We start from the raw sequence: 12,958 nt of genomic DNA on the forward strand, positions 1-12,958 counted from the left end.
CGATGCGCAATCACCGATATGCCTGGACTTTTACGCTGCTGCTGGCGATGGCCGCCGTATGCGCCATTCTGTATATCAAGCTCTACGATTCGGCTTCGGGCGTCGACCGCTCCGTCTCTGTCGTGCTCAAATCGAGCAACGTGCGCTCGAACTTCTGGCAGGCCGTCAGTGCGGGCGCTGCCGCGGCCGCCAAAGAAGCGGGCGCAAGGATCGATATTCAGGGCCCGCTGCAGGAGACCGACGCGGATACGCAGGTCCGCCTGCTCCGGGATGCGCTGTCCGCACGCCCCTCGTCCGTCGTCGTCGCGCCGGTCGACGACCCTCGCGTCTCGGAGGCCGTGCGCGAGATCCGCAAGGCGGGCATTCGGGTCGTCGTGATCGATATGCCGCTCCTCACGGAGAAGGCGCCGGTGTCTGTGCTGAACGATCACCGCGAATCGGGGCGGCAAGCCGGCGAGTCGGCTGCCGCGCTCTCCGGCGGCCGTCCGAACGTCGCGATCGTGAGCGACTTCGAGAGCTCCCGCGTGTCGGCAGCGCGAGAGGCCGGCGTCAAGGACGCTGTCGAAGCTTATTCGGGCGAGACGGAGATTTACTATTGCGAGGATTCGGAGGACAAGGCGTATGAGATTATGAAAGCCGTGCTCGCCATGCCGGAGCCGCCAAGCGTCGTCGTCGCGCTGAACGAGACGGCCGCGCTCGGCGCCGCACGCGCTATCGAGGAAGCAGGCGACCAGCGCATCAGGCTGATCGGCTTCGACAGCTCGGTCTACGAGATCCGGCTGCTCGAAGACGGCGTCATGAGCGCACTGATCGTCCAGAAGCCTTTCAACATGGGATACCTCGGCGTGAAGGCAGCGCTGAGGCGCACGGAGCCCAAAGGGGCGAGCCGCGTCTCGTACACGGACTCGATCGTCGTCACCAAGTCCAATATGTACGCCCCGGAAAACCAGAAGCTGCTGTTCCCGTTCGACGGCGGCGGAAGCTAGAGAACGCATCTGTTGGAAAGGAGATCTCGTCATGTCCAGCCCCTATCGCTCAGCGTCCGCAGCATGGATCGCCGCCGTTTGCCTTGTAATGCCGATCGGTGCATGCGCCAACCGCCAGCCGGAGACGGCCGCCCCGGCGGAGCCCAAGCAATCGCTCATCCGCTTCGTAGCCGCGGAATACAGCACGGAGACGAAGGCTAACCTCGACAAGCTGGTTCACGAGTTCGAACTCAAAAATCCCGACATCATCGTCGAGCTCCAGGTGGCCAACTGGAATGTGCTGGACGGCATCTATACCGCGATGATCAGCCGCAACCAGCCGCCGGACTTGCTGAATACGAACGTCTACGCCCACTTTTCCAAAGCCGGCATCCTGAACGATCTGAGCGAGATCGCTTCGCCCGAGCTTCTGGCCAAGTTTTATCCGAACCTGTCCGGCATGGACAAACTGGGCGGCAAGCTGTACGCGGTCCCGTACGTCGCCTCGGTTCGCAATCTGTATTACAACAAGAAGCTGTTCGCCGCTTCCGGTATCGCGAAGCCGCCGGCCACCTGGTCCGAGCTCGAAGCGAGCGCGCGCGAGCTCGTCGACGCCGGCAAGTCTCGCGGCTTCGGCGTCGACATGACGGACGACGAGGTGCAAGCTTATCTCTCCTATTTTTTCTTCGGCTCCGGCGGCGGGTGGATCAAGGACGGGCGCTGGGTCATCAACTCGCCGGCCAACGTCGAGGCGCTCACCTACCTGAAGCGTCTGTACGACGAGGGGCTGACCGACGAGGAGCCGACCGTGACGACGCGGGACGAAAAGCAGCGCATCATGGGCGACGGCAAGCTCGGAATGATGATCTCGGGCAATTACTTCTCATCCGTCGTGCCGCGCGAATTTCCCGGCTTCGAATGGGGATCCGGCCCCATCCCGGTGAAGGACGGCCAGGCGCCCGTTTCCTTCGGCGTGCAGGACGTGCTCGTCTCGTTCAAGACCGACCATACGGACCCGGTCGCCCTGTCCAAGTTTCTCGACTTCCTGTATGACGACGCCAACTACGGGGACATGGTCGTCCGCGAAGGCTTCATCCCGGTGACGTCGACCGTCGGCGACACGCTGTCGGCCTCCGATCCGTCGATGGCGCGCGATATCGCCTCGCTGTCCGCGGCCAAGTTTTATCCGATTCAAGAGCCCGCATGGCAAGCCGTGCTGGACAAGACGCGCAAAATGGGGGACGCGGTGCTGTACGACCACCTCTCCCCCAAAGCCGCGCTGGACCAGCTGCAGTCGTTCGCGGTGACCCGCAGCGCCGCCTATGCCGCCGAATAATACGGTCATAAAAACAATCATAAGATCCTCTAGATTTCCCGGAAGATATTCGATAGAGCCGTGAAGCCCTCCCCGGTATGATGATTGCAGGCGCCGAGTTAAGCGACCGTATCATCCATTTCCGGGGAGGGTTTTGCTGCATGGTATTGGTATTGAACAAAAAGATGGCGGCCGTCGGCCTGGCCGCCGCAATGGCCGTCCTGCCGCTCGCAGGCTGCGGCTCTAACGACAAAGAATCCAATGCGGGCGGTTCCTCCGCAGCCGCACCGAGCGCATCCGCGTCCGCACCCGCAGCTCCGAGCGCTTCCGCCAGCGCGAGCGGCGACGCCGCGGCGACGAAGCTGACGGGCGACTTCGAGATCCAATACTTCGTCGGCGGCTACGGCGACAAGTGGTGGAAAAAAGTCATCGCCGACTTCAAGGCGGCGAACCCCGACCTGAACGTCATCGAGAGCGGCGGTCCCAAGATCAACGAGCAGAACAAGCCCCGCTGGATCGGCGGCAACCCGCCCGACTTCGTCTACATCGACGGCGCCGGACTCAACGACCGCCAGATGGTCGAAGACGGCCAGGTCGAAGACCTGACCGAATGGTACAAGACGGCCAAAAACGTCGACGGCACGCTTATCAAGGACATTCTGGCGCAGCAGCCGCAGCAGTACGACGGCAAGATTTACAACATCCCCCTCGTATTGAACTCCTGGGGCATCTTCTGGGACAAGGCGCTGTTCAAGGAAAAAGGCTGGACCGAGCCGACCGACTACGATTCGTTCATCGCAGCCGCCGATACGATTAAAGCTGCGGGCGTTACGCCTTTTATCCATACCGGCAAATACCCGTACTACATCCAGGACGCCTTCCTTTTCCCGGCGATCGTCTCGGCGAACAACGACGACTATCGGATCCTGCAGGACATGGCGGATTCGAAGGTCGACGCGTTCAAGAGCCCGGCCGTCATGGAGGGCCTGAACAAGATCGTCGAGCTGCGCGACAAGGGCTTCATCGACAAGGCTTCCATCCAGATCAATCATACCGACTCCCAAATGTCGTTCCTGCAGCACAAGGACGCGTTTATCCCGAACGGCCTTTGGCTGCCCAACGAGATGAGCAAGGACGTACCGTCCGGCTTCGACTTCGGCTTTATCCCTTCGGTCACGCAAAAGGCGGGCGGCAAGGTCGTCGCCAACACGTCCACCGCTTCGGTCGCCATCGCGAGCAAGGCGAAAAACAAGGAAGCGGCGAAGGCGTTCCTGTCCTTCATCTTCTCCGAGGCGCAAGCTTCCCAGTGGGCCGAACTGAGCGGCGCGCCGTCCAACATCAAGGGAGACATATCCAGCTCCAGCGCGCCGAACTTCGTCAAGGACGCGGCCAAGTTCCTGACCGATCCGAACACGGTCGTCATCCCGATGATCACGTTCAACGCGGACGTCGAGAAGGTGATGTGGGACGCGACCGACGCGCTCTCCATCGGCAAGATCACGCCGGACGAATGGGTCAAGCGCGTGACCGACGCCGCGGCCAAAGTGAGCAAATAAAATCATCCATGCACCGAGGCTCGAGGAGGTCCGCTCAGCCGGGCCTTCTTCGGTCCATGGGGAGGAAAGGACGGGGGCTCTTATCAAGACATCCGGTACCGCCAAATGGCAGCGAGGCTTGTTCATCGCCAGCTTTACGATTCCGACGCTTGCGTTTTTCTGCGTTTTTACAATTTATCCGGTTATCAAAGCGTTATATTATTCGCTCTTCGACTGGTCGGGCATGTCGGATCATATGGACTTCATCGGCCTGCAAAACTTCAAGGACATGCTTCACGATCCGATCGTGTGGCAGGCGCTCGGCAACGACTACTTCCTCGTCGTCGGCAAGATCGCCGGCATCATGCTGCTCGCGACATTTTTCGCGGTCGCCCTGACCCGCTTCGGCTTCAGACTCTCCGGCTTTTTCCGCTCGATTTACTTCATCCCGAACGTGATTTCCGTGGTCGTCATCGGCGTCCTCTGGAACTTCATATACAATCCGCAAATCGGCTTTCTGAATGCCTTTCTGTCGCTGTTCACGAAGGAGCCTGTCGCCATTACCTGGCTCGGCTTCACCTCGCACACGATCTGGATGCTGCTGCCGCCGTCGATCTGGGCGGGGATCGGCTTCTACATGATTCTGCTGATCGCGGCGATTCAAAACGTGCCGGATTCCCTGTACGAGGCCGCCGAGCTCGAGGGGGCGAACCAATGGCATCAATTTGGCCATATCACGCTGCCTCTCGTGTGGGAGCAGATGAAGGTGTCCATCATCAACATCATGATGACGACGCTGAACGGCTCCTTCGTCATCGTCTGGCTCATGACCGAGGGCGGCCCGGACAATACGACGCAGGTCATGGGCTCCTATTTGTACCAGATGGCGTTTCGCCAATACCACTTCGGCTTCGGCGCCGCGATCGGCGTGCTTATCCTGGTCACTTCGCTGATCACGACCGTCGCCATGCAGCGGCTGCTGCACCGGGAAACGATCGAAATGAGCTAGGAGGACAAGACGATGACTAGTAGACTTCGCAATCCCGCCGCTAAAGCGATATATTTTGCGATTCTTCTCGTATGGGGCCTCGCGGTGCTCTATCCTTTGATATGGACGCTGCTGGACGCCTTGAAGAACAACGCACAGTTTCTGGCCAACGCCCCGTGGGCGCTGCCTAAGCTGCCGCTGCTTTGGTCGAACTTTTCGTACGTATGGGATAAATACAATTTCAACGCGTACTTCGTCAACTCGCTTGTCATCACCGCCGGATCGACCGCCCTCGGGCTTCTGCTGTCGGCCTCGACGGCGTACGTCCTCGCCCGCTATTCGTTCAAGGGCAGCGGCCTTCTCTACCTGTTCTACATCGCCTCGATGATGGTTCCGTTCGTACTGGCGCTGATTCCGCTGTTTTTCCTGCTTAATTCCTTGCATCTGATCAACACCTGGTTCGGCCTGATCCTCGTATATGCCTCCAGCGTGCTTGCCTTCGGCGTATTCGTCCTCGTCGGCTTCTTCAAGTCGCTGCCCAAGGAGCTCGAGGAATCGGCCGTCATCGACGGCGCCTCCTACTACGGCACGTTTTTCCGTATCATGCTGCCGCTGTCGCAGCCCGGCCTCGTTACCGTCGCCATCATCAACGTCCTCAACATCTGGAACGAATACGTCGTGGGCACAGTGCTGATCAACGATCCGAAGCACTACACGCTGCCCGTCGAGATCGGCGTCCTGCAGGCCGAGATGCAATACCGCACCGAATGGGGACCGTTGTTCGCCGCGCTGTTGATCACGATCGTCCCCGTGCTCGTCGTCTACATCCTGTTCCAGCGGAAGATCGCGAGCGGCATCACGGCAGGCGCGGTTAAATAACGTCGAACGAAAGACAGCCTCGGGGGCATCCTGCAAGAGCGCAGAATCTTCCCCGAGGCTGTGCTGCGAGTTCGAGCTAGAACCTGCCGGAACGAATAATAGCGTAAATCAGCCATCCGAACATGAGCGAGGCGATGACGAAGCCCGTCTCAATGATGGGAAAACGCCAGATCGACGTCTCCGCATGGCCAAGCGCGGCTCCGATGATAAGCCCCGCCATAATGATGCTGAGCGCAAGCAAAACAATGCTGAACGACAGCCGGTTGCTGATCCGGTTCAGTTTTTTGGTCATCTTGTCGACCTGGGCGATCTCGATCTCCGCCCGGATACGGCCTTTGTGCACCAGCTTGGACCATTGCCGCAGTCCGGCAGGCACGTCGCGGATCAGCTCGGCGAACTCCGGCGCTTCCTCGATCCAGGCCTTGGCGATGCGCGCCGGGCTCAGCTGTTCGCGCAGCAGCTTTTTCCCGAACGGCTCGGCCACGTCGAAGACGCTGAAGTCCGGGTCGAGCGACGACACGACGCCTTCCATCGTCAGCATCGTCTTGCCAAGCAGCGTCAGCTCCGCCGGCACTTGAATCCGGTGGCGGAAAGCGACGGAAAACAGATCCTGCACCGCTTCCCCCATCGAAATCTGGTCGAAGGGAACCTTGTAGTACTTCTCCCGCATCTCGTCGATATCGGCAAAAAGCCTTTCCTCGTCCACGTCCTCCGGAACCGCGCCCATGTTGCCGATCGCGCGCAGCACGCCTTTGGTGCTCTGATTGCGAAGCGCGATCACGAAAGCGGCGAAGTTGCGCTTGGCTGCCGGCGTCAGGCGTCCGACCATGCCGAAGTCCAGCAGCGCGAGCCGCCCGTCCGGGAGCGCAAGCACATTGCCGGGATGCGGATCGCCGTGAAAAAAGCCCTCGACAAGCGTCTGTTCGAACAAGGTCGAGGCATATCGCTCGGCGAGTAGTCGTCGGGGCAGCCCGGCAGCGTCCAGCTGCATACGGTCGGAAAGCTTGATGCCTTCTATGTAATCCGTCGTCAGGACGCGCCGAGAGCAGTAGTCCCAATGAACGCCCGGCACCTCGATATGCGCCCACTTCTCGGACATCCTGGCGAACCGCTCGCCGTTGCGGGCTTCGGCGCCGTAATCAAGCTCGGTTCGCAGCGCCTTCGCCAATTCTTCGACCATGTCGCGCAGCCTGTACTGCCGTGCCCATTCGAGACGATGCTCGGCCAGACGCGTCAGATCGGCCAAAATCTCAAGGTCCGTATCCATCTGGGCGGAGATGCCGGGACGCTGCACCTTCACCGCGACTTCGGCCCCGCCTATCAGCGTCGCCCGATGGACTTGTCCGATCGAGGCAGCCGCGATCGGCGTCTCTTCGAAACGGTCGAACAAGCCGATCACGGGCGCGCCCAGCTCCCGCTCGATAATGCGCGACGCTTCTGCGAAGGCAAACGGCGGCACCTGATCCTGAAGCTGCTCGAGCTCCTTTAAGATCGGAGCCGGAATCAAGTCCGGCCGCGTGCTCGCCAGCTGACCCAGCTTCACGAACGTCGGCCCGAGCTCCTCAAGCATCAGTCGCAGCCGTTCGCCGACGCTCTTCGTCCTAATGTCCTTGCGCTCCGCGACGCGAAAAAATGCAAGCTTGTCGACCAGTCCGAGCTCATCGGATACGTATCCGAACCCGTTGCGCGCCAGCGCCGTCGCGATCGTCCGGTAACGCCGGAGCTGCCGTATCCTTTTTCCCGCGCTCATCTCGGCACCGCGCTCACATTTCTGCCGGACGTATCTCTGTCTGGCGCAGCTTCTCTTCGAGCGCCTCGATCCGCAGCTGGAGCGCCGCGAACTCCTCGCGGGTGACGAACCGGCCGTCGCCGCGGAAGGCGCTCGCCTTCTCCTGCGCCATATCCTCGATCTTGCTCCGCGCCTCCGCGCCTTTTCGCATCAGCTCGTCGACCAGCCCCTTGGACTCCTCGCGCCCGACTTCTCCCTTTCGCACCAGCTCGTCGACCGTCTTCTCGATCTGTTCCTTGCTTGCGACGACGACGCCCAATCCCAGCGAGATCATTTTATCGATCGTATCCTTCACCCGTCTCATCGCTCCTTTTCGTTTGTCACCATTTTCATGATGATGCAAAACCTTCTTTTTCATCCCTTTACCCCATTGTATGCGCTCCAGAATCGAAAAATCAAACAGGTGCGGCAGCAGCTTCTCCAATTCGCACACATCGAACGGCCGAAGCCGAATATATTAATTGCATACCGGAGCAGAAGGCCGAAAAGGGGTGCGAAAAATCGTGAACAAGCCATCGTTCATCTTGTCGAGAGAGGATTGGTCTCTCCACCGCAAGGGCTACCAGGATCAGTCGCGTCACCAGAAAAAAGTCCGCGAGGCGCTGAAGCAGAACCTGCCCGATCTGCTGTCCGAAGAAAATATCGTCATGTCGAACGGCAAGCAGATCATCAAGATTCCGATCCGCAGCATGGACGAATACCATATCGTTTACAATCACAATAAGAAGAAGCATGTCGGCCAGGGAGACGGCGACAGCCAGGTGGGCGACGTGCTCGGGACCGATCCGGCGGCAAAAGGCGGCAAAGGCGAAGGCGCGGGCAGCGAGCCCGGCGAGGATGTCGTCGAGGCCGAGATCTCAATCGCGGAGCTCGAGAACATGCTGTTCGAGGAGCTCGAGCTGCCCTACCTGAAGCGCAAGGACAAGGAGATCATCGAATCGACCGAGATTCGGTTTACGGACGTGCGGCGCAAGGGCATCATGTCCAACATCGACAAGAAGCGGACGATCCTCGAGAACCTGCGGCGCAACTCCCGCGACGGCCGGGCCGAGATCGCCGGCATCTCGCCGGACGATCTGCGCTTCAAGACGTGGGAGGAGATCGTGAAGCCGCAGAACAACGCCGTCATCATCGCGATGATGGATACGTCGGGCTCGATGGGCTCCTTCGAAAAATACTGCGCGCGCTCCTTCTTCTTCTGGATGACGCGTTTCCTGCGGCGGCAGTACGAGAAGGTCGAGATCGTGTTCATCGCGCATCATACCGAAGCGAAGGAAGTGACCGAGGAGGAATTTTTCACGCGCGGGGAGAGCGGCGGCACAATCTGCTCGTCCGCCTATATCAAGGCGCTCGAGATTCTCGACAGCCGGTATCCTTCGTCGAGCTACAACATCTATCCGTTCCACTTCTCGGACGGGGACAACCTGACGAGCGACAACGAGCGCTGTGTGCGTTTGATCAAGGAGCTGCTGGGTCGAGCCAACATTTTCGGCTATGGGGAAGTCAACCAGTACAATCGTTCAAGTACGCTGATGTCGGCCTATAAGCATCTGGATCACCAGCAGTTCCTTTACTACGTCATCCGCGAGAAGGCCGAGGTTTACAACGCGCTGAAGACGTTCTTTAAGAAGCGGGAGATCGTCGTGTAAAAAGAAAAAGCGATCGCCCCTCATCCGGGGCGATCGCTTCTTCGTCGTATATACAATTAAAATTGAAGGAGATGAACCTCATGATCGCATGGAGCCGCATGCTTCGGAGCTTAACGGTCGGGATGATCGTCGCCGCGCTCGCGATCGGTCTTCTGCCCTTCCTGTTCGCCGATGTGATCGGCGATCTGAACGGGTTCGCGGACCTGGATTCAAGCCCCTTTTACGCGTTGATGAACAAGTTTATCCGTTGGGGGAAGTAGCGGGTCACGCTTACTAAATCAAATATCTTTCAGCAGCCACCCGAACGCCGCCTCGCTCGTGATCAATGCCTAGGAAGCTGGAAGGCAATTTCGGGTCCCCGCCTGCGTATTCGGGAAACTTCGGATAGGGGAAGACGGGCCGTTGGAAGCGGATCCCGTTCGGAGCAAAGCCATCCTTGAACGCCGTTGCAATTAACTTCTCCGGTGCTTTTCCATTCTCGACCCAGGCAACGAGTGCGTCTAACAGATCATGCTCGCTATCAAGCTGATCGCTTCGAACATCACCCGGGCCTATATCGTTTAACCCAGGACCGCCTCCACCGTGCCCCATTCCCGGAATAAGGAAAAGCCTGAAAAAATCTTGCGTTTGGGCGAGCCCCCCCTGAGCTTCTATAACACGTTCGTAATAATGCAGCGCATCTTGGTAAGGAACCAGCGGATCGGATAGCCCTGTATACATCAATATTTTCCCGCCGAGTGCTTTCATCGGGTTTACATCCGGATTATTGGCATTCAGAAGAGGTGCCAATCTTTCATTTAACAGGTCCAAATCATGATCAAAATCAAAGGTCTTGTAATCATAGTCTGAACCAAACACCCATCTAAACATATATAGGAGCGACGATGCCAAACGTTCGGGATCTTGTAAAAGATCTAACCCTCCCGGGCAGCTCTCGCTTCCGTAGGGAAGTGCCGTATAAATCTGCTCTCCGGTTCTTGGATTGGTTGGCCCTGCATAGATCTGCTTCAATGCCGACACTTGGGCGGTGTTGAGCCTATTGTCATGATCGGAATCGCGATCATTCAAAATCGTGTCAGGATTAAAATCGCATTTTCTTGGATCAGTCAAAAAGTTATCGGTTTGAACACCGCCGTCTTTCCCCCGCCACTGCTCGATCACTGCGTTCGTTACGGCTTCTATTTTTGCCTTTGTGAAAACGGCTTCGTCAGGCAGCTGATTGCCGGCAATATAATTCCACAGGAATCCAGTATGCAGGTGCGTACGATTGTTAGCCGGGGCCCCTGCGAGGATGCCGTTATAGTCTTCCGGATACCGCTGCGCTTCCATCAATGCCTGTTGACCGCCGGTCGAACAGCCTGTGAAATAAGCGTAACTGGCTGGCCTTCGGTAATACAATTCGATGAGCTCCTTCGCAACCACTGTCATCTCGTGTGTTGCGCGATAACCGAAATCAGCCCACCGTTCCGGTTGACCAATAGCAGAGTCGACATGAGGAGAAGTGCCCAAATCCGTATTCGCGGTTGCATAACCTCGCCGTAATCCGAAAGCAAGGGAACCGTATGCGATGGAGCCGGCACTTCCTCCATTGCCCGTCCCGAGGAATCTGCCATTCCAATTTTGTTGCGGCAGCCAAACTTCGACTCGAATGTTTGAGCTGGGCGTTGGTTTTATTTGAACAGCAATACGGCAAAAAGCCGGAAGATCCGTAATCGTTCCACTGTTCGAGTAAGTAAAGCTTCCTTCTGTCACGATTTGAACGCTTGTAATTGTACATCCTTCCATGTCGAAATCGTTAAACATTTCATCCATGATCAATTCACCATCCTCCCCAGTTCATTAAGCTTAAGCGGCAAAGCCTTGCAGCTCAGCCTTTTACCGCCCCGACCGTCAGGCCTTTAACAAAGTATTTTTGCAAAAAACCAAAAAGAAACATGACCGGTAGCGAAGTAAGCACCATCATCGCGTACATCATGGCGTCCGTCGGCACATCCGAAGCATTAATCGGTTGGCCGCTGGGATCAACGCCGCTGTTTCTCATCATCTCAATGTACGTTGTAATGTTTTTCAGCACAAGCTGAATCGGATAACGGGCAGTATGGTCGATGAACAAGATAGCGTTAAATGTTTCATTCCAGTAACTCAATGTCATCATGAGTGCCACTGTTGCCAGGGCCGGCTTGGACAACGGCAGCATGATGTTCCAATAAGTCCTAATATCGGACGCCCCGTCCAGCTTAGCCGATTCGATCAGCGCAGGTGGAACTTCCTGAAAAAAAACGCGCAGCATAAATATCTGAAACGGCGCTGCAAATGCAGGTACGATGAGCGAAATCAACGTATTTTTCCAATCCAAATACTGTACGATTAACATATAGAGAGGTACCGTTCCTCCACTGAATATCATCGTCACAAAAATATAAATGGAGATCGGCCCGCGATATTGAAAGTCGCGACGGGCCAGCGAATAGGCGACCATCGAGGTCACAAGCAGATTGCCGAAAGTGCCGATAATCACGATCAGAAGCGAATTTTTGTACCCCGCCAGCAGCGTACTCGGCTCCATGAAAATAAATTTGTATGCTTGGAGGGAGAATCGGGCCGGAATGAGCTGGTAGCCGTGCTTTTGAATGACGGAGCCGTCCGTCAAAGAGATCGATACGGTCAGCACCATCGGCAGCAGGCACATCGCGCAAAACACGAATAGGCAAAGATGGACGCCCCACTGTTGATAAGACTTTTTTTGATTCATGCCAGGCCACATCCCCCCTAAAATAGTCCGTATTCTCTGTTAAAAAGCTTAGCCATCCGGTTCGTCCCCAGGATCAGGACAAGTCCGACGAGCGACTGGAATACGCCGACAGCTGCGCTCATGGCAAAATCGCCGTTGACGGTGAGCGCCCGGAATACATACGTATCCAAAACGTCGGTGACGGGATACAATGCGCTCACATTGCGCGGCACGAAGTAGAACAGACCGAAGTCGGCGCGCATAATTTGGCCGATTGCCAGAATCGTCAGCATCATCATCACCGGCAGCAAAAAGGGAATCGAGATGTGGCGGATCGATTGTGTCCTGGAAGCGCCGTCAATCTCCGCAGCTTCAAAGAGCTCCTTGTCGATGCTCATCAACGCCGAATAATAGATCAGGCTGCCAAATCCCGTTCCCTTCCAGATCGCGACCAGCGGGAGAATAATAATCCAGTACCAGGCTTTGGAATAAAACGCCACCTCGTATCCGGTAAGCTCGCGGATCAGCGTCGTCAGCATGCCCGTGGAAGGATTCAGCAGCGTCGTCAGCATCAGACCCACCAGCACCCAAGAGAAAAAATACGGAAAAAACATGACGGATTGATACACCTTCAGCATTTTTTTTGCTGTCACTTCATAGAGCAGCAGAGCGAAAAAAACACCGGCAATCAATTCAACGACGATCAGCATCGCATTCAGCCCGAGCGTATTTCTCAAGATCCGCCAAGCATCCGCCGATTGAAAGAAAAATCTAAAGTTATCGAATCCGTTCCACGCACTGCCCGCAATTCCCTTCACCGGCACATAATCCTTGAACGCCATCACAATGCCGATCATGGGAAGATAAGAAAAAATAAAAATTTTTATGATCGCCGGCAATGACATGAGTATCAGCTGCCCATTTCTTGCGACTGGCTTCCGTTTCTTGCCCAGCGCCTCTGTTCTCATTTACGCCTCCACTCTCCTTCTGTGAGATCCGTCGCATTGAATTCGACTTGACGGCCTCAGTATAAGCCGTCGCCGATCGGGCGCCCACTGCAAATTTGTCCGAAACGGCTTCAATTACGACATTTAGAAAGAAAGCATT

The 12,958-nt window shown here is 56.9% G+C and carries 12 protein-coding genes; 7 read left to right on the plus strand and 5 right to left on the minus strand.

Going from position 1 to position 12,958, the window contains the following annotated elements; genetic code table 11:
• Positions 1 to 2 precede the first annotated feature (2 nt).
• The 5 genes from ACFSR7_RS11500 (at position 3) to ACFSR7_RS11520 (ending at position 5,682) form a co-directional block, all read left to right on the plus strand.
• On the plus strand, positions 3 to 986 hold the full coding sequence (locus tag ACFSR7_RS11500) for a substrate-binding domain-containing protein (protein WP_378161572.1): 984 nt from the start codon (positions 3 to 5) through the stop codon (positions 984 to 986).
• Between the two features lie 31 nt (positions 987 to 1,017).
• Positions 1,018 to 2,301, plus strand: coding sequence for an extracellular solute-binding protein (locus tag ACFSR7_RS11505; RefSeq protein ID WP_378161574.1), 1,284 nt, complete (start codon positions 1,018 to 1,020; stop codon positions 2,299 to 2,301).
• A gap of 140 nt (positions 2,302 to 2,441) precedes the next feature.
• A complete protein-coding gene (locus ACFSR7_RS11510) occupies positions 2,442 to 3,836 on the plus strand; it encodes an ABC transporter substrate-binding protein (RefSeq protein WP_378161576.1) in 1,395 nt (464 codons plus the stop codon).
• A gap of 118 nt (positions 3,837 to 3,954) precedes the next feature.
• The gene (locus tag ACFSR7_RS11515) at positions 3,955 to 4,824 is read left to right on the plus strand and encodes a carbohydrate ABC transporter permease (RefSeq protein WP_378161578.1); all 870 of its coding nucleotides are present in this window, start codon (positions 3,955 to 3,957) and stop codon (positions 4,822 to 4,824) included.
• A gap of 12 nt (positions 4,825 to 4,836) precedes the next feature.
• Positions 4,837 to 5,682, plus strand: a complete 846-nt coding sequence (locus ACFSR7_RS11520; protein ID WP_378161580.1) for a carbohydrate ABC transporter permease — start codon at positions 4,837 to 4,839, stop codon at positions 5,680 to 5,682.
• A gap of 76 nt (positions 5,683 to 5,758) precedes the next feature.
• On the opposite strand, the gene ACFSR7_RS11525 is transcribed toward ACFSR7_RS11520, so the two are convergent.
• Together ACFSR7_RS11525 and ACFSR7_RS11530 are read right to left on the minus strand one after the other, a co-directional pair.
• A complete protein-coding gene (locus ACFSR7_RS11525; RefSeq protein WP_378161582.1) occupies positions 5,759 to 7,432 on the minus strand; it encodes an ABC1 kinase family protein in 1,674 nt (557 codons plus the stop codon).
• A gap of 13 nt (positions 7,433 to 7,445) precedes the next feature.
• On the minus strand, positions 7,446 to 7,766 hold the full coding sequence (locus ACFSR7_RS11530) for a phasin family protein (protein WP_378161584.1): 321 nt from the start codon (positions 7,764 to 7,766) through the stop codon (positions 7,446 to 7,448).
• Positions 7,767 to 7,974: 208 nt separating this feature from the next.
• Between ACFSR7_RS11530 and yhbH the strand changes: the two genes are divergently transcribed.
• Complete coding sequence (gene yhbH, locus ACFSR7_RS11535; RefSeq protein WP_378161586.1) at positions 7,975 to 9,120, plus strand: sporulation protein YhbH; 1,146 nt, start codon at positions 7,975 to 7,977, stop codon at positions 9,118 to 9,120.
• A gap of 80 nt (positions 9,121 to 9,200) precedes the next feature.
• On the plus strand, positions 9,201 to 9,380 hold the full coding sequence (locus ACFSR7_RS11540; protein ID WP_378161588.1) for a hypothetical protein: 180 nt from the start codon (positions 9,201 to 9,203) through the stop codon (positions 9,378 to 9,380).
• Between the two features lie 13 nt (positions 9,381 to 9,393).
• Here the strand turns inward: ACFSR7_RS11540 and ACFSR7_RS11545 are convergent, their stop codons facing one another.
• From ACFSR7_RS11545 to ACFSR7_RS11555, 3 genes are all read right to left on the minus strand, one after another.
• Positions 9,394 to 10,932, minus strand: coding sequence for a tannase/feruloyl esterase family alpha/beta hydrolase (locus ACFSR7_RS11545; RefSeq protein WP_378161904.1), 1,539 nt, complete (start codon positions 10,930 to 10,932; stop codon positions 9,394 to 9,396).
• 55 nt (positions 10,933 to 10,987) lie between these two features.
• On the minus strand, positions 10,988 to 11,794 hold the full coding sequence (locus tag ACFSR7_RS11550; RefSeq protein ID WP_378161590.1) for a carbohydrate ABC transporter permease: 807 nt from the start codon (positions 11,792 to 11,794) through the stop codon (positions 10,988 to 10,990).
• A gap of 95 nt (positions 11,795 to 11,889) precedes the next feature.
• On the minus strand, positions 11,890 to 12,819 hold the full coding sequence (locus tag ACFSR7_RS11555) for an ABC transporter permease (protein WP_378161592.1): 930 nt from the start codon (positions 12,817 to 12,819) through the stop codon (positions 11,890 to 11,892).
• Positions 12,820 to 12,958 lie beyond the last annotated feature (139 nt).

The organism is Cohnella sp. GCM10020058 (assembly GCF_042683485.1).
Classification (GTDB): Bacteria; Bacillota; Bacilli; order Paenibacillales; family Paenibacillaceae; genus Cohnella.

Excerpts from the sequence above, each read along its gene's own strand:
- ACFSR7_RS11525 (WP_378161582.1), bottom strand. The coding sequence starts at position 7,432 with ATGAGCGCGGGAAAAAGGATACGGCAGCTCCGGCGTTACCGGACGATC.
- ACFSR7_RS11555 (WP_378161592.1), bottom strand. The coding sequence starts at position 12,819 with ATGAGAACAGAGGCGCTGGGCAAGAAACGGAAGCCAGTCGCAAGAAAT.
- ACFSR7_RS11500 (WP_378161572.1), top strand. The coding sequence starts at position 3 with ATGCGCAATCACCGATATGCCTGGACTTTTACGCTGCTGCTGGCGATG.
- ACFSR7_RS11545 (WP_378161904.1), bottom strand. The coding sequence starts at position 10,932 with ATGGATGAAATGTTTAACGATTTCGACATGGAAGGATGTACAATTACA.
- ACFSR7_RS11540 (WP_378161588.1), top strand. The coding sequence starts at position 9,201 with ATGATCGCATGGAGCCGCATGCTTCGGAGCTTAACGGTCGGGATGATC.
- ACFSR7_RS11520 (WP_378161580.1), top strand. The coding sequence starts at position 4,837 with ATGACTAGTAGACTTCGCAATCCCGCCGCTAAAGCGATATATTTTGCG.
- ACFSR7_RS11505 (WP_378161574.1), top strand. The coding sequence starts at position 1,018 with ATGTCCAGCCCCTATCGCTCAGCGTCCGCAGCATGGATCGCCGCCGTT.
- ACFSR7_RS11550 (WP_378161590.1), bottom strand. The coding sequence starts at position 11,794 with ATGGTGCTGACCGTATCGATCTCTTTGACGGACGGCTCCGTCATTCAA.
- ACFSR7_RS11510 (WP_378161576.1), top strand. The coding sequence starts at position 2,442 with ATGGTATTGGTATTGAACAAAAAGATGGCGGCCGTCGGCCTGGCCGCC.